Source organism: Bacillus sp. WC2507 (assembly GCF_052656125.1).
Genome location: NZ_JBQXPN010000003.1, coordinates 421,523 through 447,499 on the forward strand (window position 1 = coordinate 421,523; position 25,977 = coordinate 447,499).

The window sequence follows — 25,977 nt, forward strand, 5'->3', positions numbered from 1 at the left end:
TCTTGGAAGTTCTCAGTTCGACACTCAATATCACAGATTCCTAGCTGCCCACGCTCGTACACTTGGAGACATTAGAAGCCGATATACCGCTACACATAACCTTCTGCTCTTCCTTCTTTTTTTGATAGTAATTCTACTTTAGCGAAAATAATCATCCCTGTTATTTAACTGCAAAACAGAAAATTATTTACTTCTTCAATCAAGCTATTATTGTTGTGTTCCAAGAATAGTAACTTATGATTCTCTCTTTGATATTTATACATAGTTTTTTCATTGGTAGAGCTATGGGTAAGAAAATTTAGCATAATTGAATTAAAATTATTTACTCTAATATTATCAATTCGTTTTAAATCTTCCTTTATAGCTGAATTGCTCATCTTATTGACAGCTTTCATTGAGACTACTACTTGGATATCGTTATTTTTATAAATTACCAAATCAGGTATATTATAGCTTTCTATCCCATCTACTCGAACTTGTGGCTTAATAGAAAAGCCTTCCTTATTTTCTATTAAATATAAAAACATCCTATTAGCAAGATATTCACTAATTCCAGTAAGGTTTTCAGAAGTCCCACATCTTTCTTTGTGGATTCTTAAAAAAGACTTATAAAATTGAGAATAGTCGTTACAAGTGAATTTATTTATATTGCTTTCAATATAGGAATCCAGTTGATCAAACCATAATTTCATAAAGTCCATATCTGTACCCCTTTGTATAAAAAATAATTATTATTTAACCAACTCTACATCAGCTGCTTCTTTTTCTAGATCTTTCAGTAAGAAATCCAATTCTACGATAGTTTGTAATGCGTTAAACAACCTTAAAGTATCTACTTGTTTCCAATTCTTCGGATCATCACGTCCGTGCAATACCCAATCTCGGTTTATCATTGGTAAACGAATTGGATTATTATCGAAATCACCAAATGCAAATGCTTCACTTAAAAACTCTGCCACAGAAACATAAAAAATGATATATACGCTATTGCTGTCAATATCTTGTTGTACCTTCTTGTATTTAGTCCTTAAAGAAATTCTTTTATTATGATTTAAGTATTTTTGATATCTCGGTGAAATAAGAATATTAGAAATATTTTCAATGATAATGAATAGATTAGGAATTACGATTAAGTAATTACCTTTTTCGTAATTTTCAAAGCATTGTTCAAGAAGTTCTTTCCAGCCGTTAATTAATTCATGTTCAAGTATATTTGTTTTTATAAATTGAAATTCTTTTTCTTTTGAATAAAAAGTCTGAAATGAAGAGTCTATTACCGCCTTGTCCTCAATTTGTGATAGCTCAAATATTTCTTCAATATCCATATTCATTGGAATAGTCCAGCCTTTTCGAGCTAATGATTCTGCTGCTTCTTTCCATTCTTTTTCGAGACCTTGCAAATCTATATTTTGCAAAGGTTTTAATGCTTCTTTTAATAATTGAGAGTACTGTTTGCCAAGATCGCTAAATAATTTAATTAGATCAGCAAATATATCAGATTTAAGAAGTTTCATGTTTTCTTCTTTGTATTTTTCTGCGATCCACTTTTTCTTCTCTTCTATATTCACGATATTACCCCTTTGTATAAAATATAGTTTTTATTTAATGGTCGTCACGCCTGTAACGAGGTTTGAGCACGCATTGAAGAGCGCCTTCAATTGCGATTCTTCTATGATAGCCTACGCATTCAGTCCAATATATTCGAACATCACCTTGAATTGATTTGAAGAACTCTCTGCTAGTCTTTTTTTCTAAAAGGTATAGCTTTTTAATATGTCTATGCAATCTATCGCGTATCCAACCTTCACCTACATACAAAGCTTCCTCCGCAGTAAGATCGACAAATACATATAATCCTCGCTTATCTTTAGGGACAGATTCATTGATTTTTCTTCTTAATGGTAGGCCTTTCGTATACTTTTCATTCTCATTATATTTAAAAGTGATTTCGAAACAACGCCATAGTGAATTTGAATCAAGTGGCAATAACGAATTACTTACCAGGGTTTCTTTAAGGCTGTTATCAAATTGAATGATGTCTAACATTAAAACTACTCCTTTAAATAGAATAAAACGAGTTTCCTATATTATATATGTAACTTCATCCGATGTATAAAATTAATTTTTTATCCAGCCTCTTTTGATTGTAGATAACATATCATTTAGTATTCTATTCATTTCTTCTACTACAATTTTACTATTAGGCATTAATATATTAAAACCTATTACTTTTTTCTTTTTGGTATGTTCCCAACCACCCACAATAGCTTCAACCTGGTAATGTTCCTGTATTTCGTATATTAATGAATATAATAAATTTTGTTCGTTAGATAAGAAATAACGGTCATTTACCATCAAGTATTTATCTTTAGATTGAGAAGAACTTTTATAAGATATATCAAATAGTTCTTCTCGGCTAGATTCAATACTCATATAGGATCTAGCTTCAACACTATTCATTTTTTTATAAATGTCTCCATTAATATAGTAACGGTAATTTATATTCTTTATTGATTCCTCAACCTCAGAGATTGCTTGTTGTTTATATTGAAGCAATATTTCATCTGTTAAGTCTTCTCTAGCTATATCAATCAATTCATCTTTAAAGATATTATAACTAATATCAGCTGCAGACGATGAAATTTTTGAAGATATATAATCAATATACTTAGAAATAGAGGCATCAGATACCTCGAATATGAATTCACTGTTCTTTCTGGTTGGAATTACTTCTATAAACGGTATATCTTCTTCATCAAAATATTGAACTTTCACATCTTCGTTTGCATGTGTTACATAAACCTCTATTACAAATGGTTGAAAATCGTCATATTCGTCTTTAACTACAACGTCGGCTATAGAATCCCCTACCCATTGCTCAACTTTAGCAAAACTCTTTTTGTAAAACTTCAATATATCTAATAATGATATCTCGTAAGAATCTATATTAATGGCCCTTAAAAATTCTTTGTATTTCTTTTTAAAATAACTTAAATCAATTTTAAGCTTTATGTCTTCTTCTTTATTTATCTTATTAACAAGAAAATGTTTCGCTTCGAAATGTAAGAGGGTTTCACGAGATATAGTACAATCGTTTCCAGGTTTATGACTAAAGTGGTGTTCTCTTTTATTCCCTTTTTTAAAAATTACGTCTTCATGACAGTGTGGACACCTATATTTAATATTTTTATATAGTCTATCTTCAATATGTACGATATTTGTTCCACACAAGGCGAAGTTAAGTTTTACACTCACCCAGACGCACTCCCTTTCTATAAAATTGAATTTACATATTATTATCTCACTATAAATAATAACATATATTTCTTTTTCTAACTTTCTATACTCTTGCATATCCCTATACAAAAAGGGGGCGAAGTATTCAAATACAAGTTATGGAAGCTATTATTTCAATTGTTAGAACCTATTGGGGGTTTTAATTATGAAAGGTAGCGTATTAAAAGATAAAAAAAGAAGCACTTGGTATTTTTCTTTTGATTTAGGAAAAGACCCATTTACAGGAAAAAGAAGACAAATAAAAAGACGTGGATTTAAGACTGAAAAAGAAGCAGAAAATGTACTAATTAAAGTTCAGGCTGAAATGTTAAATGATGAGTTTCTCGACTTAACACAGATATCCTACTCTAAATATCTCGATGAATGGTTTGAAGAAAGACGGATTTATCTCCAGAAGTCAACCTATGAAATTCACTCCATCTACTGTGAGAACATTATAAAACCAAGATTTGGACATTTTCAATTACAAAAAATTGAACCTATTCATATTCAAAAGTTTGTAAATAACCTAGTAAATGAAACAGCTTACTCACCTCACACTATTCATTTAGTATTTCGAATAGTAAGCTCGTCATTAAAGAAAGCTAAAACAATGAAATTAATTAAAGCTAAAAGCAGATCATATCTCTGTGAAGGCTCTGCTTGCTGATTTCGGAGACTTAATACATATTGCAAAGGTTAATGATAAATATGTACTGATGATTGAGGCGGATTCGCTTACGTTTGAAAAAGGGTTCTCCCTTATTGAGTTTTTGAAACCTGATGAGTTAGAGAAGGTAGTAGAACGGATTGCAAGGAAGTCGTGATTTGAGTAATGAATCAAGTGGGATTAAATAAAATTTATGATTTCGAACGTTTTAGTGACCAAAATGTGACCGCTCGTGTTTATTAAAAAACTTGTGATTACAGTATTTTCATTAGATATAGTGACCGCATTTGTGACCAAAAATATGCTCTTAAAGCTGTGGAAGGTTTCCTTTAATTATGTAGGATTTAACTTTTAAATTAAAAAGACAGTGAACTTAGTAAGAGTTACTAGCTGTCTTTTTTGATTTAAGCTTCTTTGGTTTTGAAGACTGTGGAGGACACCAGTACCTCATTCTCAGTTTCAAAATACCGTTAAATCGACATTTTCAAACCTACCAAAACAGATTTCTATTAAATTCTGATACAGTTTTCGTTCAACCCCTACAGATTTATTATAGTTATTAGTTCATATTAGCGTTAATTATTCATTCACTTATTAATTAAAATCTGCTTTTATTTAATCTCAGTCACATCAAAATTTTCGTACAAAAAATCCTACTACCAATATGGGAGGTAGGATTAATTCTGAGGTATTTTTACTGGAACTTTTTTGCTTCAATTCTTCTAGTTTTAGCCATAACTGCATCAGTTGTTAAGAACATAGCAGCAACGCCTCCTGCGTTTTAAAGTGCAGAACGAGTAACTTTTGTTGGCGTATCAAAGTTTCAAGCCGTTTTCCGTTCACAATTATTGTGCAACTACTACTTCTCAATAGTTTTTGTTGTGGAAAACCAGGACAATGCTAAGCATAATTGCTCTTCTTTCCTTACCGTTTTCTCTGATGTTGATAGCCCTATCACCACATATTGACAACCTTTGTCATTGTCGTAGTAATCCTCCAGTATTGTATTATTTAATGATAAAGTATTATTCAAGAACTTCTCAACTAATTGTTCTGTTACATGCAATGCAGTATATTTAATTCTTAGAAGTGGGATGTTATTGCTAATACAATATTTATTCTTGATCTGGTCATGTAGTTGACCTCTTATAAATTTATCTTCTCCACCCCAGTTGTCTTCTAGTAGAAAATGCTGTCTACCATCGAATTCAACTAAAACCGCTTTTTCTCCTATAGTCAATAAGAAATCAAATGGTAATTTATTCTTGTCTCTACAATTGTTAAATGTAGCTTCCCTCTTATACTTATAGAAGCTTTCGTCTAACCACTTTGCTATTCTTTTTTCTCCTTCTGAAGAACTGCATCTAGGACATCTTCTTCCATTCAGGAAATTTGAGGGCTTTACTTTATATACAGTGTTACACTCATTATGTTTCATTAATATTCTTTTTGATGCACCAGTGTATTCGCTCACAACCATATATTCATCTTGGACTAGTTCATGAACCTCTTGCTTAAACTGTTCTGTTGTCTTCATGACATTACCTACACATTCGCCACATCTCTTTCCACTTAGGAAGTTAGATGGATAAACATTATATTCTCTATCACACTTATTGTGTCTCATTTTTATTTTCTTGTTATTGTTCTGGTACTCGCCTAAAACTTCATACTCTTCTCCTACTAATTTATATACTTTTTCTTTGAATTGTTCAGTAGTTAATCTTTTGCTTTCAATGTAACACTTTCTACAGCCTTGACCATCCAAGATACCTAGAGGAAAAGTTTCATACGTGTTGCCACATACATTATGTTTAACTGTTACTCTATCATTAACAGTATTAAAATAACTTAGTACGCTATATTCACATCCATATCTATCATACATATCTCTAACAAACTTACGATGACTAATTCTACCTTGCTTACAGTGGATACAACCTCCTCCCCTATTAAGGAAATTGGCAGGTTTAACCATACTTGAGCGACCACATTTATTGTGTTTAATTTTAATACTATCACTATTTCTTATGTATCGACCTAGGATGATGTATTCGTCACCTACTAAATCATAGACCTCTTGAACAAATTGCTCATGAGATTTTGCTAAATTTCTCCCCTTGTTAATTACATTGCATCTAGGACATCCATTGACTAATCTACTTGGGTTTGTATCAGCTAGATACTCATGATTATCGCAAAGTTCACAGTTATGTCTAATCAGTACCCTTGTATGTGAGTCTACATATTGACCTATAACCACATAATCATCACCGAGCAATTCTTTTACTCTTGCCAAGAACTTCTCATGATTCGCTTTCGTTTTTGCCATTTCTTTACATCTAGGACATTTTTTACTACTCAGAAATTTACTAGCCATAATTTTAAATTCATGATTTTCACACAAATCACTACTATGTCGAATCCCTATATCTTTCGTTGAGCCATTGTATGTACTGATAACAGTAAATTCATCTCCGACCAACTCGTGTACCTCTTGAACAAATTGTTTATGAGTTTTAGTCTGCTTCAAGTTTTGCTCTTTCTTTCTGCATATAGGACATCTATAGCCACTACCTAAAAACTGATAAGGAACAAATAGATGTTCATTGTTTTCACATTGACTAGAATTATGTCTAATCATTATCTTTGTATCTGCATTAACATATTGACCTAGAACTGTATATTCATCTCCAACCCTCTCTTTTACTTCTGCAATAAATTCTTCATGTGTTTTCTTTCTAGCCAAAACTTTTTCTCTCCTTGCTATTAAGCGATATCAATCACCCTACTAAATAAAACATTTGCGGGAATGGAGCTTGACCTCGCAAGGTTTACTAATTGCTATCTTCCTCTTTCGTATCCCTTCACCTTTCCTGTTTTCTTATCTTTTTTGATGCTTCCTTTCATCATTAAGAGTCTCCTTGGAATCCTTAACTGTGCTGTATATGGTGATTTAATTATAGCGGATATCTCGGTTTTATAGACTATAATTTTGTTTCAGAATATCTTCCCTATATGAAAAGGCTCCCTTCGCAGGTTCTTCGTCAACCTTTTCGACCTTAGTCGGGTTGGACGTTTCCTCTTCTCCTTTCTCAGTTTCAACAGAGTCGTGTTTCTTATACAGCTCGTAGTTTGCTTGTTCTTTCGTAGAGCAAGCGCTAAAGATTGACGTTGTAGCCATCCCTGATAAAACTACTTTCTTCAATGACTTCATAGTAATTCCTCCAGTGTTGTTTAATGCATATTAATCAATCTATATTAATTTCATTATATATATGTGGTCACAAATGGTCACATAACTTACAATAACCATTGCTTTTTTAATAGAATTTCATTTATATAAACTCGTAAAAATGCCTTTAAATCAACATTTCTCCCGTAGCTCAGCAGGGAGACCGCCACCTTGAAAGGGTGGCGATCGTGAGTTCGAGCCTCTCCGGGGTCATACATTGGTCGTAAGCCGCGTAAGATTAACGTTTGATGCGTTTTTTATTTTTCGTTGAATTGACGCAGGGTGGCGGTCAGCTGCAGCGGGTAGTTATACGTCTCTTCTCTCGTTTTCACTAAAGACATAGGAGGTGTTTTTTTATGACATCTAATAATGAAAGAACCGATTCAAAGCGTAAAAGGAAACGTGTGAAGAAAGAGTTAAGAACATTTACCACACAAACGATTGACGATTTATTGGAGAAATTCTACCATGCTAAGGTTGCTGAAGGACGAGCTGAACGTACTTTACATCAGTATAGGGAAAACTTTCGATACTTCACATATTTTCTCGACTACAAAGTTATTAACCGAAATGTCGATACAATTACGACTGTTGTAATCTGTAATTACGTAGTATTTATGAAGAACGAGCCGATACAATTTGAAGACCATAATTATAAAGCAAATGATTGCAAAAAGGTAGGTCTCTCCCGTTCAACAAAAGATCTACTGGAGATTATCGAGCGGATCAAAGAAAAAAATGCGGGCTTGAAGTCCGTTACAGAAACGTGGTTAGACACATCAAGTGAAAATCCGATGAATGAATTTCTACTGACTGTATTCTCAGGACTTGTACAATTCAAGCGTTCTATGATTAAACAGCGGTAAAAAGGCTCATAAGGCGTTGCAGGCAATCGAATGGTACAAAGAAGGAAAATCAGTGCGGGACATATGCAAAACACTCACAATCGGCACAGGAACTTTATACAGACTATTGGAGCGTGAAGGGTTACGTTGATGGTTAAGTGTTTAATAACTCCTATTAAGCGGCAGTATACATTAATTGATTGTCCTTGCCAATTAAGGCAGGGACTTTTTGACTTCTTGACGACCTCATCAGTATCCCGAAATATATTCTAACAAATAAATATAAAACTCAATCCTTTATTAACTAAATTCACTTCACTAAAGAACCAACATAAAATCAACCTATTAGTAATTAATTAAATCAACCCGTTAAAAATATTGTTTAAAAGCCAAAAACGTAAATATTGCTTTCTTAATAATGTATGTAGTATCCTATAAAAAAGAAGGAAATCAACCCATTAGATAAGGAGCGATTGAGATGTCTGTTTTTAATTTTCTCGTTACGAAAAAAAATATTAAAGGAAAAGAAATCGCAAATGCAGTAGGAGTTTCTAAACAAACCGTTAGTGAGTGGATAAAAGGAAAACCTATTCCTGAGGACCACCAAACTACTATTGCCAATATGTTAGGAGTACGATTACAATTCATTGGCAAACAACTCTCCCCTATAGATTTTGGAGAAGATTTTAATGAAGAGACGCTTAATTCAGTAGAAAGAGAAATTATTAAAGAAGCAAATTCCAACATCGAAACTTACCTTCCTCCAGTTACTTTGCAACCTGCAGGAAAAGCTGATGACATCGTATCAGCAAACCTAAAGCAAACTATCTATCGCAAAGTCTCTCTTGAAACTCTAGAACCTTATATAGATCAAAAGACATTCAATGACATTTCCAACACGTATGGTTCATCTGGTTTTCATTGTTGGGGAACAACACTTTATCATAGAAGCAAATTCCTTCGTATAACTGCTGGTTCAACTGTATTATTCTGCGGTGATGGGATGGCATATTTTTCAGGGGTTATCACACATAAAATCGAGAGTAAAGGATTAGCAGAAAAACTATGGAAAACAAAAACGGGCAAAGAGCCTTTTGAGTTGATATACCTAATTCAAGATTTAAATCCACAAGAAATAAAGATAAAAGAATTAACAAAGGTCATAGGCTATAACAAAGACTTCATCCAATCTTTCACTGTACTAGATAACGAAAAAAGCGCAAAAGTCTTTAATTACTATGATTTACAAAGTAATTCGTTCCAACCCGCTATCAGTAAACTCGCCTTTGAAAACGAGCTAATAAAATTCAACGGGGACTTAGATGTAAATCAAAATCAAACAGGACGCTTAGAACAATTTCACCTTCGAAAGCACCTACTTAATAATAGTCCAACTGGTGTATGTGCATGCTGCGGAGAAACTATGGGTGCAGATTTACTTGTCTGCAGTCACATAAAAAAAAGAGCAGCTTGTACGTTGGAGGAAAAAAAAGACTATAACGTCGTCACCCTAATGTGTACTTTAAACGGTTGCGATAAACTTTTCGAGCTAGGGTACATAGGTGTAGGGTACGACGGCCGTATCGTCACTGTGGATAAAAATAGTTCGCACACTATAACGAAGGATCTTTCAAGACGATTAGCGCATTTAAAAGGAAGAGCTTTCCTGTCGTGGAACGCTAATAACTCAAAATTCTTCCAGTGGCATTACGAGTTTCACAAATTTCCAAATAAATAGTATTTCCAGCCATCGGAGTAAATAGCCATGTTCTTTTCAAATATACGTGTCTGAACATGTTGCCAAAGTAAATCTAGTAATTAACGCTTCGCCCTTACCGATTACGGTAGGGCTTTTTTGTAGTCAACACTCATTTTATGTAATATATCCAACGTCATACTGTTAAGTGTTTTTACTTTACAACAAATCCGAAACAATTGATCAAACGCTTGATGCATCTAGGCTTTAGAATGTAAATTAAAGGCTAAACGGTCCCCCTCGATATTTTGGGCATTGACGTTTTCGGACAGGCTACACCAAGTATTTCATCATTCTTACGGATTTTCATACTACGCCAATTGCTTCTATAAATTCTCCCCATAACTTCTCAATCCTTAAGATGTACTCTGCCTTTTGTGGATGTTCTAATTCGATTGCATCGGTTATGTGACCGTAAAGACGCTTTCGGCTCATAGATTAACATACCCTACAACAATGTAATAGACTTACTACTGTCCTGTCCGCATAGTACCGTATATAATTTAAGACGTGTTAACGTAATAAGCCAGCAATACGCTTCGCTCCATTGCTCGGCTGAATACCGCTGTGCAGCAGTATTCACATAAAATATAATCGATAGTACTTTACCAGCTGTTACTGAAGCTGATAAGCTGATAGTACAGGACCGAACCGTTGAGCTGTTAAGCTCTTTAGGTGAAGGTTATTACGCTATTACGTTTTATATCTATCTTTCTCTTAAGAGGAAATGCCTGTAACCATTGATACGACTGCGTTTCCAAACGTTTATAGCACGTTTCATCTGCTAGAAAAAAGAACGAGAGGAAATAGCATCCCTCCCGTCAATCAGTCCTATAGTTCGTTATTCAACCATTTTATTAGTAATGCACGCATCCTGCGACTTGGAACGTAGATTTGGACAGGCTTACCTTCTCTTACTGCTGAACGAAATATCCATTGTAGTAAATCTGATAACGCCAATAAATCCTCATCGATCAGCACATCATGCTATGGAAGAAGTGTTTTTCAATCGGGTTCATATAACGATTCAAACAGAAAGCCAGAACGGTCTTGTGCTTGTATTTGTTAGTGGCACGTAAATTAAACGCGGTGAAACACGCTTTACCGATTGAATCAGGGTTATCTTTCTGTTCTTCTTGCTGAAGCCTTTTCTCTTTAGCTTATGCATGACATCCTTGAACGTTGTCCAAAGTATACTGTCCGCCTTTGCTTTCTGTACATTTCTGAAATAGTTATATAGATTGTCTTTCAACTGCTTAACCTTAGTAGCGTTATGTTTGTTTCCAAACCAACTTTTCGACAATGCAGTATCTTTGTCGCCAATCTCATTCAGTTTGCCATCATAAATCTGAATCAGTTCTTTCAATTTTGAACGTTCTTCTAAAGTTTCTGATTTCGGGACAAGCTCGTATCTATCCACTTCTTTAATCACTGCATAGTAATCGTATTGAATACCATGTAAGTCATAATTATAACGCTGTAACTGTCCGTCAAACAAATAAGTCATAATGTACACTTGTTCAAACAGGTTGAAAATCTTCGCAGGAAAATTCCAAACGAATGCAGCGTTGTTTACAGCGTAAAGATCACCTGCTAAAGCATAGTCTCTAACATTATTATATTTTGCATCCAACTTCGGATCAGATATCCAAATAACCTGACTGGTGTCGACATCAATTTTAATTAAGTCACTGGACACTAAAACGGGAATGTCATCCCTTCGTAAACCTTGTAGCTGTAAAACCACTTCCATCACCTCATCAATTATCAGCGTATAATTCTCCCGTCGCAATAAATCCATTAATTCTTCATCTGCCATAGCGAATAACGCGTGAGTTGTCGCAATATCACGTCCATTAGCGATTAAACGCTTCAACGATTCTAATTTCATTCCTGATCCGTGCCGATTTTCCGGCTCTTTAAAGTCTCGATTACTTACTTCAGATTTAATACGCTGAACTTCTTCAAGGAACGGCGTGACGTAAATAAATTTTTGGCTTATGTCTGCTTCCCGCATTAATTGAATCGCATAACTCGTCTTGCCTGTCCCCATCATGCTATCGATTATTTTTACTTGGTTGCTCATTTCGTCTCCTCCATGTTATTTCGAATAAATAGACAGTTCACCGTTCCATCGCTATGAACAACCTATGAAAAGACCACCTATGTGTGTTACATAGCTGACTGTTTATCCTCAAACTTTGCTCTGTTAACGTAATAAAACGGACCTTCCTCAGCACCTGCATCAATAACTCTATCTCGGTCTTGCTCCAAATCCTTCAATCTATGCCTTAACGTTTCTTTCTTGATACCGAAATACTGCGCAATCTGTTCTAACGACATACCGATTTGATACCAAACGCCCATCTCTAAGTATGTAATCGCAGGAAACTGCCAATGCTGGCGATACCGATCTATTTTGTGCTGGTTGTTCTGCTTTTGCGTACCTAAAATTAGATGATCCGGATTCACGCAAGGAGAAATTTCACAAGTATGGCACACCTCCAACCCCCTCGGAATATCGCCTTTGTGTAATTGATACGCTACTCTATTTGCCCGTTTTGTTTTGCCATTTACATTAAATTGCCCGTATCCGTCTTCATTACGATAAGCAGTCCAATTCCAACAACCGTTCTCATCCTCAATCCATTTCGCATCAAATCGTTCTTGTACCGTTGGACTCGGCTTTTCAACGCTCTTTACGTATTTGCCAATTGTGTCTTTGGATTCACCAACCTTCTCGGCTAATTGCTTCTGTGTCCCTTCACCTGTTGCGTATAATTCCCGTACCTGTTATTTGCTCCTCTGTTAACTTCCTCTTACGTTGTTTATTCATCTCAATTTCCTTTCTATTAATGACTTAGTAGATTTCTAACACTTAATTAGCGTTTAAAAAGGAGAAGTAACGTCTCTTATTCCCCTAACTTACTCTGTAGACATACGATATCCATTAAAACGGAATCCATAATACCAACAGCCCGTTTAAATCGTTTGATGAAATTGGGTGTAATTCGTTTGCCCCTATTCTCGATTGCAGACACCAAACTTGTACTAACGCCCATTCGTTCTGCTAATTCTGATTGATTAATGTCCAGAAACGCCCGTACAACTTTAACTGTTGTTGCTGTAACCATCGAATATTCACCTCCAATCGTTTATTAAGTTGTCTTACACTAATTAAATCCGACCCTAATTCGTTTTTGTAACGGAGAAATCAAAAATAGTGCAAAAAAAGAAGCCACATATGTGACTTCCTAACTACTGAGGAGAGACATCTCGAAAATTAAAAATATCCTGTAATTCGATCATTTACAACTGTTTTGTTTTTGTTCTTCAATGCTACTATGACTTCATCACGCAGTGGCATATCTTCAAATATCCAGTAAAACCAATTTGCAGTTTCTAACTGTTTCTTTCTTTTTCTGTACTCTGCTACTTCATTCGGTTGCATGTCCCTTAATGCATCATGTTCTTGAAACATAGCATCTTGTAACTTTTTAGCTGATAAAGATAGACTAGCCTGTAATACATCTTGCGTGCATTGATTCGTTTTCATGAAATGTATGTTTAGTTTGTGGCGATCTTCTCCCCACGTTTTACGTCTTATTCTAAGCATAGCTGTATGCTCTAAATGTTGAAAACTATGGCAATATGTACATAACAATGAAAGTTCCACTAACTTTAATACAATTTTATTTTCATCGTATTCCCACTGTTCATGAACTTCAAGCATACCTGTATCTTCTGGTTTAAAACCACATACAGAGCATCTACGATAATATTTCTCTAACATAACCGTTCTAACTTTATCCCAATTCTTTTTACCAATACCCTCTCTCACTGACCTTTTTTGAGCATATCTAGGCATTCGTTTTACTATTTTTAATGACAGCTGCTCAACGATTGCTTCATATTCACTTAAATCTTTTATTTTAGGATTTTTTCTTTTATAAATAATGCAACCCATTTCTTTTAAATCTTTTTTAATTGTTACTACTGACACCTCACATTCAGCAGCTAAAGAAGAGATTCCTACTTCATCAATTACTCCAAATGAATTATTCACCATATGCCTACTGTTTATTAACTCTATACGCCCTTGTTTGTCCATTTCTTCATTTCCCCCTCTAAAGTCTTAATCTGTGTCTAGCTATATCACCTTTACCACTATCATAGTTATCCATAATTGTCTATATTTTCATCTATCTTAGTTAGTGATGTTTTTTGTTAGTCAGACTTCATAATTTTTTCACGTTTCTTCGATTCATTCTTAAATAAACTCTTGAAAAGCCGGATTAAATTCCCACTTCTGATCACTTATTAATTCTATGGAATAAAGTATCACTTCCATTAACAAATCCATAACTTACAAAAAATTATTAATCTATTTAAAATACTCTACCAATAGAAAAGATTTAACTTTAATTATACAAAAGTTTTTAAATAATTGTTTAGAGTACAAAATGAAAAGCCAATTACTGGTAATCTATGGTAACAAAAACTTATAAATATCAATTAAGAATTGAGAATGAACGTTCCGCGAAATAGAACAAAAAAACGGTATAGTGTTAAATATCATATTCGAATATCATAAAAATAAAGGGGGAGGTTCACCTATGGGATTATTCGATAAATTTTTCGGGAACAAAAAGAAAAATGAACAAGAAGAAAATAAAAACTCTTTCGGAGAAATGAGAAAGATGATAGTCAAAACAAAAAAAGATGAACTGGAAGAAAGTGAAAACAAAAATATCGGACGAGTTATTTCTATCAACCTCACACCAAACTACGAAGATAGAAATATTACAATTTCTTCTTCTCCTGTTGGCGTATCTACTGAAGGTACCGCGAATGATTTTTATGTATATGAATGGTTCATAAAAAAAACTGGCGAAATTTTTTATGTGGGCAAAGGACGGGGTAATCGTTATAAAGAATATCACGCAAGAGCTTATGTAGCTGAAAAAATTCGCGAACAATACGAAACTGACTCTCGTTTCGTTGCAACTGGATTAACAGAGGACGAAGCTATTGAGCTTGAAAGTAAAGAAATGGCTAGAGTGTTAAACGAAACAAACAATAGATTAACAAACCGGATAACCCCTTTATTTGTTAATCGTGATAATGGTTATTCTCGCAGTCCTAACACACCCGAATTAAAATTTGAAACTGCTCCTGTGTTGTTTTCAAATGAAATTGATGAACATTACTTCGGGCAAAAGTCTAGAACGTTTGATAAAGTAGAAGAGAAAAATTTGAAAGCTGTTGTATTCATCACACGCAATATGCGAGATGAAATCAGCATAATCTACGGCGGAAACCTAGAGAAGTATCTAGATGAAGTGAATACTCTACTAACAGAAAACGGAAAAAAAATACTAAAGAGCAAATACGCTAAGTCCGTTAGTGCATGGATATATGTAGGCGACGATGAAGTCCAAAACTATGAGTTAGACCAACAACAAGCCTTAGAGAAATTAGGTAGAAACGTACCTACCTATCATCTGATTGATGTTTGGAAGTTTCTAAAAGAACAATACGGCGAAATTGTAGCAAAAGAGAGTGGACCTTCTTCTATTAACCCTGTTCACTCACGAGTACCTTTATCTGAAATAAAAAATCTACACAACTGGGGCCGAGGTTTTGACGAGGGTATGCCGTACTGGGAAAAAGGAGATAAAGAACGTAAGGCGAGCAACTTAGAAAAAGCTATTGAGTTGTTCGATAAAGCAAGATACAACGGCTACAACGCACCTGCGCTATACACTTCGTATACTATGGCGTTTCGGAAATTGAAAGATTATGATAACGAAATTGCTATCATAGACGAGTGTATTGAGCGTTTACGTACCGAAAAAATAAATGTGAACCAAAATGTCATTATCGGCATGAGAGACCGTCGAGCAAAAGCATTTGAATTGAAACAAAAGCAAAAGTAAAAATACAAAAAAGAGACCCCCTTTCAAAGTTAAGTAGCTCAAATAACGTGGGAAGAACTTTACTTTGATTGTAAAATAGAAGATTTATTCCAATTCGATAAAACTAGGGAGAAATAAATTGGTTTAAAAACGGTAAAGAACGCTCTTTACCGTTTTTTATCATTTATCGCGAGAAACTCCCCGCTTTAACGTTAGGAAGTAGCAAGAGACATACTTACTAAAACTTGAACACTCGTTTGAACCATGTATCTTTTTCTTTACTCGTTATGACCATTGTTGCTATTTTACCTAACATATCTGTTAATCCGCTTTCAAATTCTATTGTTTCATCATCTGCGTCTGTATAAGCATGAACAAACTCATGAATTAAAGTTCCAGCATATGCTTCAACACTTTTCAATTGGCTTCTTTTTATAATAATCGTACGGTCCGATTTATCCCATAATCCTAGCGCATCTGATCCAGTAAAGCCATCAGGTCTCATGGTTTCAGAAATCTTGATTGCCTTTACAGGTTGTATATTTTTCGGAAACCATCCTTGAATCACATGTTTTAACTCATGAATTTCCTTTTCTTTTTTACTTAATTCTTTTTCATCTACAAATTTAAATTCAAAACTATTATTCCAATGCACTGAATAGTAATCCAAATTCACGATTTCATTTCCAGAAATATCTTTTGTTTTAGATAATTTGAGTGCAAGCGTTTCTGGTATGGTAACAATTCTATGCCCTTCATCTTTCGCGTAATTGATATATTTACTGCCCCCGATTAAGTCATCCGAGGTTAAAAACAATATTTTTTCTTTCGAGTTTAAAATCTTACATGCGTGCAGTTGCACATCTATCCATTGTAGCTCATCATGAGAGTTACCTTTTTGAATTTTTTCAAGATCACTAACCAATTTTTCTGCAAATACAGATCCAGTACATGCCAGTAAGATGGATTTCATTCGATCCGAATACGCACTTCTTCCTACATTTGTTCTTTCTCTGTTTAACGATTTTAAAAGTTTTTTAGTTGGTGAGGTAATATTGTAGGAAAAGAGCAAATTTTCTTCCTCAGCTACGCAAAGCCCATTCACATAAATGCGAGATTCCTTGTTATCCACTTTTTCGAGTAAAGCGCCATATTTTGTTTCTTCAATCACTTGTTCTCCTGAATATAACAAGAAAAAGTCTTTTGCTTTTTCAATATCTGAATCTTGCAGCCCTCCTAAAATAAATTCGGTCCCAACCATATTGCGATCTGAAGGTTCCTGAACGATTGCATGCAATGTCGTAATATCTGCAAATCCTTCTTTCGATAACTTTTTAATTGTAATATCATTATGCTGAGATTTTATTAATACATGTATGTTTCTTCTATCAAAAGTTGCCAAAGCGTCTTTCAATCCGACTCCAAATTTTCCAATTACTTTTTCGACATGTATCAACTTTTCTTTATTTTCATTTTGCGTTAAGTGATTATGTTTCAGTCCTCTTCCGTAATCTTTAATATGCCATTTTCCATTATCATCTTTCCATATGATCGGTTCTTTTGTTTCACTTAAAATAGATTCATCCAATGCATTCGCGATGATTTCCCTTAATGCATGTGCTACAGTCCAATGTTCCAAAACTTTTTCAATGTTTAAGTCGAATTTCTTCATCATTGTACACCTTTTCCTCTTTGACATGATTCTTTCTTATGAATTGTTTCTTTATTTTATATTTCACATTTTATAATAATAGGGTTTATTATACAAAGTTAAGACCACGACACTCAAATTATAAAAGCAAAAATGAAAAAAGTTACTTTGATATCAAGTAAGCAGTGCTTCCTATAAGAAAGAAGTAGTACCCACAAAGGAATTAATTTATGTGTTGATCCACTTGACTTCATATAGAAAGATGAGGTAATGGAAAATAAAGCAAATGCATTCGATACAGTGTTTATGTATAATCATCATCTTTCTATCTAAAAATCAGACTTTATTATTGTATCTAATTCTTTTTTAATACCGCTTTATCGCTATCTGATAAATTTTGAAGGACATTATTATTTAACTGTAATGTGACACAGGTAAAAGAACAATCTTTATATGAGTCTAGTAAAAAGAAATGTTTCATAACATACCCGTTACATAACAACTACTTAATTTAAATAAGAAAACTCTTTTTAAGGATACCTAATTTTTTCTACTGAATTCTCCCCTCTACAACATTTATACTGTGCCTGCTTGTTCCGCATTTTGTAATTATCTAATTGAAAAAGCAAACAAAGTTGGTATTGATTTATCATAAAAGCAGTTTAACTGCCTCAAGGACGCTCTCATACAATAGCGTTCTTTTTTTGCCCTCGTCCACTTCCCCTAACTCCCAAGTACCTTGTCCTCCTCTGTATTATCAGTAAGTCGTCTCGTTATTTTCGTTTAAACTTTGCGTCTGCCTTACTCCGTTCCCCATCCACTTACACTTCGCTTAGTTAGCAGCAGTCACTTCCGTTATCCACTTTTCGTAGACAGTGGTGTTATTTTTCGTTTTTCCTTAATATCTGATACTATGCTCGCACTCTATCCTCAACTATTAATAGTGTACATACATTAATCACTTTACAAATGCGATAACGCATGTTAATGTGTGAATAACAATATAAAGTGCGTTACCGCACTAAATAGGAGGGTTCGAATGATTTTAAATAAAGTAATTGGAGTTGAAGAAGCTGCAGTTTTATGGAACTTATCGCCTGGATACATAAAAAATCTATGTGCAAAAGGTGATGTACTATCAAAAAAGATAGGAAAAACATGGGTAATCGATGCTACACAAGGACATCCCGCATTACGTTTGTACATAAAGAATATACAAGGAAGCCCATTTCTAAAGGAAGTATGTATAAGCGAGGATTCTAAAAACGTCAACATTCAATACGTTAATTCTTTCAAAGAATACGTTGTACTAAATGAAAAAACGGGTAATGACGCTAAAGCATACGAAGAATATTTCGGAACAGGCGACAAGATTAATAAAATACTAACTCAAGAAAGCGCTCGCCTACTACGCCAGTTCTCGTTTTTAGATAACGTTTCGATCAATATTCCTTATAAAGGATTAGTTCATGAAATTAAATTGAATCGGGATAAATTTAACGCTTATTTAGGCTATAAAATAGAGGATTTAAACGTCCAGGATAGAACATGGCATCAAGAATTTTTAGAAAGACATGCGTATCCCAAAGAAAGTAGAGCCAGACTTGTAAATGCATTCGTAACAGTAAAGTGATTTCTGAAACTAACATATGACGATTAAAGCCGCTTGAGATAGCGGCTTTAATTCTTTTGTTGACACTACTATTGTAGATAAAAGAAAAAAATTGTAAGGAAGCCACATGAAAATATATGTGATATAAAAAATGTTTATAGCGACAATGACAAAAGGCTCATGTAGTATATGGGAGCCTGAAATAGCAAAATAGGTACTCGGTAGCCAGCCGAGTACCTTCACTCCAAACTCTTAATCATTTCCATGCGTTCAATCCGTCGAGCTTCACGTTCTTGTTCTTTCCTTATAAGTTTCATCATCCTTATGAAACAAGTTGCCCCACATCGTCACAGCGGGTGTTCATGAAGAGGTTTGAAATCACTTTCATATGAAAACTGTTGCATTAACGTTATCCAAGCTTCATGAGCCCTATAGTTGCTTTTTTATGGTAAATGTCCTTAAAACCAAATGAGTGAAATTTGATAATTGAGAGGTGAACCCCAGAATATATGCCCCCGTACTTCTACGTCCCCGCCATGCTTAGGAATGACATTCGAAATTGACATGTTAGCATCCCCTGACCATGGCACCCAATCAGATCCGTTCCAAGATACTTCACAAATTGATGCAACCACCCTACTGGCATGATGAGCATTACGTGTTGGACAATTCACTTTGAAATCCCCGTTACCTTTGAAAAAAAAACGTGCTGCTTGACGATATTCACCTTCAGAGCTTGAATTAACTAACCTCGAAACCTGCTGTTGTTCATTGGTTCCGTTTTGGTAATACGGATTGTAATCATACATATATTATCTCCCCTTTTTTTTATACAATGTTAAGTTATGGAAGATATAGGTGTTTTGTTCTATTGTGGATTTGCTCATTTTTTGGGATGTGATTAAATAAGGAACTTTACTGATTTTGAAATTTAAAATTAAATCGACTGAATTATATTAATTTTCGTAAGGACGATAGTGCTTTCTTAATTTAATTAATCTATCAAGTTTCTTTTCCAAATCTTCTCGTAAGAAAAAGGAGGTGCAACCTTGCTTCTTAATTGGCGTTATCTTTCCTTTCTTTATCAGGTGTGACAATCTTGCTCGTGATATTCCCAATATTTCAATCGCTTCTGGAGTAGTCATGACATTATCATGTACCCACTGACGTACATCCACGGGCTGTAACATATATAAATCGTTCACATTAAATCTTCCTTTTTGAATATCTATCTTCAATTCCCCCGTAAAATATCTTCTATCCGTTCCGCAGCTGTCATATCGAATAGCCTTATTGTATTAAGTTAGTCGTAACACTGTGTTTCTTCGAATATCTTCGCCAGTAACTCTGTATCATTTAACAAACCATTCTCAATGTAAAACTCTAAAGTCTTAATTCCCAGTTCTGAATCTTTGTGTTCATATAATAGTGTCATTAAAGCGGAAATTGCTGAATGAACGCTTTGTCTTTTCATTTACCTCACCATTTTCTATACGTATCTCTTTAATACTCTCAGTAATAATTCGACAAACAAGTTAATTATTATTTATCTGGGTTAGCGGTACTGAAAGAAAAAAACAAGGCGTAATAACCCTGTCTTTTTGCATACATTGTTTATGCAATAACATTTAAAATTAAAAACATTGATAAACACCAAAAATTTATTTTTGTTAGCCTTTAAAATTGTTATAATATTTTATATAAATATTATGTAAAAGGAATGAATAAATGAAATGTTTAACGATCTATCCATTGAAACCATAAGCAAATTTTCCCCCGTCATTGTAGCACTTTTAGGTGCCACTACAGCTGCTTTCATATACATTATTAATCAATTCATTAATGTAGCAACAACGAACGCACTTGACGGACGCTTTAAAGATAAATCCAATCAATTAAAACTAAAGTTTTGGTCTTATACAATAGGCATACTTATAGGAACTCTTGTATATATTATTTATAGCTTCCTCCTCTATCCGGCTTTACATGAATATCGGAACTCCATCTTATTCACTTTGAATGCTATCATATGGTTCTTTCTATTTATATATTTTATTGTTACATTAATACCTATAAAACCATTTAAAAGGGTTATTAAAACAAACTGGCATTTAAAAGGGTTCATTTTTCATATATTAACTAGCATATTTTTAATCTTCTCAATTTCATGTGAATATATCATAAGTAAACAGTATTTGGCTTTCTTTTTGAATATACCACTACTTTCTTTTGTATTTAGCATATTATATTTCTTTACACTCCACAAAATTGCTACCGCTAGAAATACAAAATGTGAATATAATATTCAGCCTATTTCTGAAGAAACATTTAAGTCAGTAGCTAATTTAAAATTTGATTATCAAATGGACGAAAATAGATCAGTCTTCTATAAAGAACTGGATTCAAATGAAAAATTATTCTACGTGTACGATTCTTCTTCTAAACTTTATATGGAATGTAAAAAATTAACCGAAACAGAAGTGACGCAGGAACAAACACCTAAGCCCCGTAGGACTAGCATCACAATTAATATAGAAAGAAACTCTAATTAACAAAAAATCGCGCATTCAGATCGCGGTTTTTTTGTTTTTAAGCATCTTTCAGAATATCAGCAACATCCACTCCACTACTCATACATATTCCCACCATTGCAGAAATAATGATTTTAAATTCTTCAGGACGGATGACACTTATATACGCCACCCTAGGGTTACTTCTTCTTTCCTTAGTTCTTCGAGGTTTCAAATCCATTCCTTTCTCCAACTTATTTACAAGATGTTGCAGCGGTCTTACCAACCTTTATTTGTCCAAATGGTAACGTGAATAACTACAGAATACCGGTTAACGAGCTTACGAAGAATGTGTCCTGGAGTTTTATAATGCCCCTCTTCTTTACTAACGTTTTTTTACCGTCTTTTGTCCTTGTAACTTGTTCTCAATTTTAGCAATATGACGACTTTTAAGCTCTATTAATTTTTCTTTAGCTTGTGCTCAGGCATTGATATCCCCCGACATAAATGCTTGTCCTACCTCCATTTGTAATTTTATTTCTTCATCAATATCCGCGACTTTAGCTTCACTTTTCGTTTTCTCTTCGATATTTAATAGTTGATTGCGAACCTCTTTCACAATTTCTGAATCTCGTAATAACATCACAACACGTAAAATCACACGGCTAATACTTAATGCAACTAGTTCTTCCATTTTAGGCGTGAGATTACCTAACGTCTTAATTTCGGCATATTTCTTATAATGCAGCCCATCCATTTCTAATTCGTCACAATGTTCTTTGATTAGTTGGCGTAGTGTATTTTGATTTATTTCGTAAAAATCCGCTACTTGTCTCGGAGTCGCCATTTCTAAATTAGGTAGCAATAATAACCCTTTCATTTTTTCCAGTATCTCTACATGAAACATGTGAGATTCACGAACGGTAGCGCCCAAAATAAATGTTTAGCGGTTTAACTAGTCATTAATGCGCCACCCAAAATTCCAAGTAAATATTTTTATTGATACAAGATATAAATCGTCAGTTTTAACTATATAGTTGAGAAGGAATGCTAAAAAAAGAAGGAGGATCATGATGAAATATCAAACAATATTTACCTTATTTAAAAAATTGCTTTTTATCTTTATTCTTTCTTTCAGTATGTTAATTTTTACACTCCCTGCCTCTACCATTGCACAATCAAATAACAATGTAATTTCTGTTACAAATTACTATGTATCTCCAACAGGAAGCGACCTCAATCCCGGTACATTAGATCAACCTTTCGCTACTATTCAAAAAGCTGCTAACGTCGTTAAAGAAGGCAGTACAATCTACATAAGAGGCGGAGTTTATTACCAAAAGGTTCGTGTCACTCACTCTGGTGCCTCAGAAGCACCCATTACTTTTCAAAATTACCAGGATGAAAAAGTCATTCTCGATGGTTCTAAAATCAAGTTAGAAGATGATGGGTTATTTACAATAAAAGACAAAAACTATATTCAAGTAATAGGATTAGAATTTCGCAATTTAAAATCAACGAAAGTTAACGAAACCCCTATTGGTATTTATATCACCGGAACAGGAAGTTATATTGATATTAGAAATAATTATATTCACCACATTGAAGCAAATGTAAAGAATGGAAACGCACACGGCATTGCCGTATACGGTACTTCATCTAGTGCACAAAATAATTTAAATCATATTGCCATCGATAATAACGAAGTAACAAATTTGAAATTAGGGCTTAGTGAAGCAATTGCTGTGAATGGGAATGTAGATTCCTTTGAAGTTACCAATAACAAAGTACATGATAACAATAACATCGGAATTGTTCTGATTGGACATGAAGGAGTATCACCAGTAGCTTCTTTAGATCAAGCACGGAATGGAGTCGTTCGTAATAACATTGTTCATCACAATTCATCCATCAATAATACGAGTTATAATGAATATTCAGCTGATGGTATTTACGTGGATGGCGGAAAAGAAATTATCATTGAGCAAAATCAAAGCTATGAAAACGACCTGGGGATTGAAGTAGCTAGCGAACATGCAGGAAAAAGCGCAAGCCAAATTACCGTTAAAGACAATACAATATCCAATAATATCATGAGTGGTATTGCAATTGGTGGATATGACAACCAACAAGGATATGCTAAAAATAACACGATTACGAACAATGTAATTTATAAAAATGATACAAAAGATCAAGAGAGTGGCCAAATCGAATTAAATTATGATACCCGCAATACTGTGATTACCAATAACCAAATCTATGCAAGTAATAGCCGTATTTTTATTAGCAATAATTTTAATAAAAACACTGGAAACATACTTGATTACAATCAATACTATGGCGAATTCGATCAAAATAATGGCTTATGGCAATGGAAAAGAAAAACGTATAAAGGATTTCCTTCTTATCAAGCAGGTATGAACCAAGAAGGAAATGAACAGCATAGTGTATTTAGTAAATTATCCTCTTCGTTCAAACAAATTTTAAAATAAAACAAATCTACTAAAACAGCTGTATCTTAGCTCCCTCCCCTCTCCTATAAAAGTGAAAGAAAATGAAAAGTTGTAGTTTCTATTGAAACTACAACTTTTCCACACTTATAAAAACTCTGTGTTCTTTCTGTAAGTACATAGGCCTATCTATAATTATATTAGTAAGCTGCGGCTAATTTCTCTAAAGATTAAGTACTAATACCTCCGCAGAAATTAATCTATTATTAATTCAGTAACAAGTATATTAAAAATATAATCCCTTATTTTTAGTATTTCTTTTTATATTTAATAGCTCCTTTTCCAATATGAATAAGCAACTTTTATTATCCCTAAAGAAATAAAGAAATATAAGAGAATATTCACAAATTGTTCTGCTGTAATATATTGTAGTATGTGAAAGAGAAATAATATAACTATTCCCAGATAAAGAGTGTTATATAAAAAATTAGTAGTTTTATACTGAATTTCTAAACCTCTCTCATCTCTTGCCTCTTGGCTTTTTTGAAATTTAAACATATATAATTCACTTAGGCATGATAAAACTATAATAATAATTACAGCATATTTTATAAATTCCATTTAATTATTCCTCCTTATATTCGAAAACTTCCTCTAATGGTTTTCCAAAAGCTTGGGCTATTTTAAATGCAAGAATTAAAGAGGGATTATATTTATTCCTTTCCATAGAAGCGATAGTCTGTCGACTAGCACCTACTCTCTCTCCTAAATCTTGCTGTGTCCAACCTTTTTCGGCACGACAAACAACTATCCGGTTGTTTAACAACTACCCTCACCTCCTATAAATAAGATATCCTTTTTTTAACATTTTGTATACTATTTTTAACATTCCGCATATAATATTTAACATTTTGTTAAATATTATAAAACTCTGTATTCATTCTGTAAGTACATAGACGTATCCCTGATTATTTAGTAGGCCTTGGTTAATTTCCCTTAACATAAAATAATTATCTTCCTTCATCCTTCCTTACTTCACCATTTTAATTGGAGAATTGAGGATAAAACACTTCAAATAAAAGACTTGACTCTTTTTTTATTCCAAATTAGTTATATTATTCCTTATAATAAGAATATATCCTACTACACTTCAAGGAGGCCTTTATCTTGAACTATGGCTGGGCTGGAACTATTGAACAATTTAAGCAATTAGATGTACAGTTTTTCGTTAAACAATTGCTAGATCATGTTTATAAAACCAATACAAATGACCCAAAAATAGATTCTCAAAAGAGAGCATGGGTTGATAGTTATAATAAACTACAAGATTTATTTAATCGATTTTCTGATTTAGATGCATCACTTATTTTTGAATATGAGATTTTACGCGGAGGCGGTCGTCGTCCAGATGTACTTTTATTGATTAATGGTTATTTGATCGTTCTCGAATGTAAAAGTTATAATAACGTTTCCCCTTCTGAATATATCCAAACATCCCTTTATATGCGTGATCTCGAACATTATCACTCGGCCATTCAACAATCTGACATGCAAGTCATAGGTGTTTTACTGCTTACAAACTATGAAGGTGAACGCTGGGTTTTCCAAAAAGATTATCAAGTCACCCTTTCCACCGTTGATGGATTGGAAACCATACTTAAACGAATATTAAATAAAACAGAAGCACCAAATTTGACGCTAGAGGAAATAATCGATGGGGTCTATGAACCCTCACCTTCTATGCTAGAAGCTGCTCGTTCTATTTTAAATAATGAACCACTCCCTGACATTAAAGCTGTATCAAGCAGTAATTTCCCAGAAGTACAACAAACTGTACGCTCAATTATTGAAGAAGCCCAACATACAAATACCCATCATCTCATTTTAGTATCTGGCGAGCCAGGAGCAGGTAAAACATATTTAGGTCTAACCATTGCACATGAGATGAAAAATGCAGTTTATTTATCTGGTAACGGCCCATTAGTAGATGTATTACAAGATACGTTGAAAAATAGAGCCTTCGGACAAGGTCTATATGGCTATAAAATGGATTT

25 protein-coding genes and 2 pseudogenes are annotated in these 25,977 nt (G+C 33.8%); 10 read left to right on the top strand and 17 right to left on the bottom strand.

Features of this window, described 5'->3' with window-relative positions:
- Positions 1-164 precede the first annotated feature (164 nt).
- From ACUN28_RS29925 to ACUN28_RS29940, 4 genes are all read right to left on the bottom strand, one after another.
- A complete protein-coding gene (locus ACUN28_RS29925; protein ID WP_445423517.1) occupies positions 165-701 on the bottom strand; it encodes a hypothetical protein in 537 nt (178 codons plus the stop codon).
- Positions 702-731: 30 nt separating this feature from the next.
- Positions 732-1,568, bottom strand: coding sequence for a hypothetical protein (locus tag ACUN28_RS29930; RefSeq protein ID WP_445423518.1), 837 nt, complete (start codon positions 1,566-1,568; stop codon positions 732-734).
- 34 nt (positions 1,569-1,602) lie between these two features.
- Positions 1,603-2,046 (bottom strand): hypothetical protein, encoded by a 444-nt coding sequence (locus ACUN28_RS29935; protein ID WP_098952926.1) that lies wholly within the window; start codon positions 2,044-2,046, stop codon positions 1,603-1,605.
- Positions 2,047-2,118: 72 nt separating this feature from the next.
- Positions 2,119-3,255, bottom strand: a complete 1,137-nt coding sequence (locus tag ACUN28_RS29940) for a competence protein CoiA family protein (RefSeq protein WP_445423519.1) — start codon at positions 3,253-3,255, stop codon at positions 2,119-2,121.
- 187 nt (positions 3,256-3,442) lie between these two features.
- Here ACUN28_RS29940 and ACUN28_RS29945 point away from each other — a divergent pair, with 187 nt between their 5' ends.
- Together ACUN28_RS29945 and ACUN28_RS29950 are read left to right on the top strand one after the other, a co-directional pair.
- Positions 3,443-3,946 (top strand): Arm DNA-binding domain-containing protein, encoded by a 504-nt coding sequence (locus ACUN28_RS29945; RefSeq protein ID WP_445423520.1) that lies wholly within the window; start codon positions 3,443-3,445, stop codon positions 3,944-3,946.
- Positions 3,900-4,103, top strand: a pseudogene (locus tag ACUN28_RS29950) (DUF3898 domain-containing protein); the annotation flags it as partial. The gene ACUN28_RS29945 and the pseudogene ACUN28_RS29950, both read left to right, overlap by 47 nt.
- Positions 4,104-4,805: 702 nt before the next feature.
- Here ACUN28_RS29950 and ACUN28_RS29955 read toward each other — a convergent pair.
- The gene (locus tag ACUN28_RS29955) at positions 4,806-6,695 is read right to left on the bottom strand and encodes a hypothetical protein (RefSeq protein ID WP_445423521.1); all 1,890 of its coding nucleotides are present in this window, start codon (positions 6,693-6,695) and stop codon (positions 4,806-4,808) included.
- 282 nt (positions 6,696-6,977) lie between these two features.
- Positions 6,978-7,163, bottom strand: a pseudogene (locus ACUN28_RS29960) (hypothetical protein); the annotation flags it as partial.
- Positions 7,164-7,537: 374 nt separating this feature from the next.
- On the opposite strand from ACUN28_RS29960, the gene ACUN28_RS29965 reads away from it, so the two are divergent.
- The 3 genes from ACUN28_RS29965 (at position 7,538) to ACUN28_RS29975 (ending at position 9,764) form a co-directional block, all read left to right on the top strand.
- A complete protein-coding gene (locus tag ACUN28_RS29965) occupies positions 7,538-8,047 on the top strand; it encodes a recombinase family protein (protein ID WP_445423522.1) in 510 nt (169 codons plus the stop codon).
- A gap of 52 nt (positions 8,048-8,099) precedes the next feature.
- Positions 8,100-8,177: a hypothetical protein gene (locus ACUN28_RS29970; RefSeq protein ID WP_445423537.1), complete on the top strand. Its 78-nt coding sequence runs from the start codon at positions 8,100-8,102 to the stop codon at positions 8,175-8,177.
- Between the two features lie 327 nt (positions 8,178-8,504).
- Positions 8,505-9,764 carry a hypothetical protein gene (locus ACUN28_RS29975; protein WP_445423523.1) on the top strand — a complete coding sequence of 420 codons (1,260 nt, stop codon included), beginning with the start codon at positions 8,505-8,507 and terminating at the stop codon, positions 9,762-9,764.
- Positions 9,765-10,088: 324 nt separating this feature from the next.
- Here ACUN28_RS29975 and ACUN28_RS29980 read toward each other — a convergent pair whose 3' ends face one another.
- The 5 genes from ACUN28_RS29980 to ACUN28_RS30000 form a co-directional block, all read right to left on the bottom strand.
- Positions 10,089-10,217 (bottom strand): hypothetical protein, encoded by a 129-nt coding sequence (locus ACUN28_RS29980; RefSeq protein ID WP_445423524.1) that lies wholly within the window; start codon positions 10,215-10,217, stop codon positions 10,089-10,091.
- Between the two features lie 592 nt (positions 10,218-10,809).
- Entirely contained in the window at positions 10,810-11,868 is a 1,059-nt protein-coding gene (locus tag ACUN28_RS29985) for a DEAD/DEAH box helicase family protein (protein ID WP_445423525.1), read from the bottom strand.
- A gap of 86 nt (positions 11,869-11,954) precedes the next feature.
- Positions 11,955-12,497 (bottom strand): HNH endonuclease signature motif containing protein, encoded by a 543-nt coding sequence (locus tag ACUN28_RS29990; protein ID WP_445423538.1) that lies wholly within the window; start codon positions 12,495-12,497, stop codon positions 11,955-11,957.
- 197 nt (positions 12,498-12,694) lie between these two features.
- Positions 12,695-12,916: a helix-turn-helix transcriptional regulator gene (locus ACUN28_RS29995; protein ID WP_097819102.1), complete on the bottom strand. Its 222-nt coding sequence runs from the start codon at positions 12,914-12,916 to the stop codon at positions 12,695-12,697.
- Between the two features lie 149 nt (positions 12,917-13,065).
- Positions 13,066-13,893: a hypothetical protein gene (locus ACUN28_RS30000; protein ID WP_445423526.1), complete on the bottom strand. Its 828-nt coding sequence runs from the start codon at positions 13,891-13,893 to the stop codon at positions 13,066-13,068.
- Positions 13,894-14,398: 505 nt separating this feature from the next.
- Here ACUN28_RS30000 and ACUN28_RS30005 point away from each other — a divergent pair.
- Complete coding sequence (locus ACUN28_RS30005; protein WP_445423527.1) at positions 14,399-15,721, top strand: GIY-YIG nuclease family protein; 1,323 nt, start codon at positions 14,399-14,401, stop codon at positions 15,719-15,721.
- A 217-nt stretch (positions 15,722-15,938) separates the two neighbouring features.
- Here the strand turns inward: ACUN28_RS30005 and ACUN28_RS30010 are convergent, their stop codons facing one another.
- Complete coding sequence (locus ACUN28_RS30010; RefSeq protein ID WP_445423528.1) at positions 15,939-17,372, bottom strand: ATP-binding protein; 1,434 nt, start codon at positions 17,370-17,372, stop codon at positions 15,939-15,941.
- A gap of 1,018 nt (positions 17,373-18,390) precedes the next feature.
- Between ACUN28_RS30010 and ACUN28_RS30015 the strand changes: the two genes are divergently transcribed.
- Entirely contained in the window at positions 18,391-18,984 is a 594-nt protein-coding gene (locus ACUN28_RS30015; RefSeq protein ID WP_445423529.1) for a hypothetical protein, read from the top strand.
- Positions 18,985-19,421: 437 nt separating this feature from the next.
- Here ACUN28_RS30015 and ACUN28_RS30020 read toward each other — a convergent pair whose 3' ends face one another.
- Positions 19,422-19,772: a hypothetical protein gene (locus ACUN28_RS30020; RefSeq protein WP_097819107.1), complete on the bottom strand. Its 351-nt coding sequence runs from the start codon at positions 19,770-19,772 to the stop codon at positions 19,422-19,424.
- A gap of 147 nt (positions 19,773-19,919) precedes the next feature.
- Positions 19,920-20,153, bottom strand: a complete 234-nt coding sequence (locus ACUN28_RS30025; protein WP_445423539.1) for a helix-turn-helix domain-containing protein — start codon at positions 20,151-20,153, stop codon at positions 19,920-19,922.
- Between the two features lie 543 nt (positions 20,154-20,696).
- Between ACUN28_RS30025 and ACUN28_RS30030 the strand changes: the two genes are divergently transcribed.
- Positions 20,697-21,515, top strand: coding sequence for a hypothetical protein (locus ACUN28_RS30030; protein ID WP_445423530.1), 819 nt, complete (start codon positions 20,697-20,699; stop codon positions 21,513-21,515).
- Between the two features lie 439 nt (positions 21,516-21,954).
- On the opposite strand, the gene ACUN28_RS30035 is transcribed toward ACUN28_RS30030, so the two are convergent.
- Positions 21,955-22,353 (bottom strand): hypothetical protein, encoded by a 399-nt coding sequence (locus tag ACUN28_RS30035; RefSeq protein WP_445423531.1) that lies wholly within the window; start codon positions 22,351-22,353, stop codon positions 21,955-21,957.
- A 193-nt stretch (positions 22,354-22,546) separates the two neighbouring features.
- Between ACUN28_RS30035 and ACUN28_RS30040 the strand changes: the two genes are divergently transcribed.
- Positions 22,547-23,965: a right-handed parallel beta-helix repeat-containing protein gene (locus ACUN28_RS30040; protein ID WP_445423532.1), complete on the top strand. Its 1,419-nt coding sequence runs from the start codon at positions 22,547-22,549 to the stop codon at positions 23,963-23,965.
- Between the two features lie 285 nt (positions 23,966-24,250).
- On the opposite strand, the gene ACUN28_RS30045 is transcribed toward ACUN28_RS30040, so the two are convergent.
- Together ACUN28_RS30045 and ACUN28_RS30050 are read right to left on the bottom strand one after the other, a co-directional pair.
- On the bottom strand, positions 24,251-24,544 hold the full coding sequence (locus ACUN28_RS30045; protein WP_330540603.1) for a hypothetical protein: 294 nt from the start codon (positions 24,542-24,544) through the stop codon (positions 24,251-24,253).
- Between the two features lie 4 nt (positions 24,545-24,548).
- A complete protein-coding gene (locus ACUN28_RS30050) occupies positions 24,549-24,749 on the bottom strand; it encodes a helix-turn-helix transcriptional regulator (protein WP_000933887.1) in 201 nt (66 codons plus the stop codon).
- 341 nt (positions 24,750-25,090) lie between these two features.
- Here ACUN28_RS30050 and ACUN28_RS30055 point away from each other — a divergent pair.
- Positions 25,091-25,977, top strand: an 887-nt coding sequence (locus ACUN28_RS30055; protein ID WP_445423533.1) for a DNA/RNA helicase domain-containing protein, incomplete at its 3' end; no start/stop codon positions are given.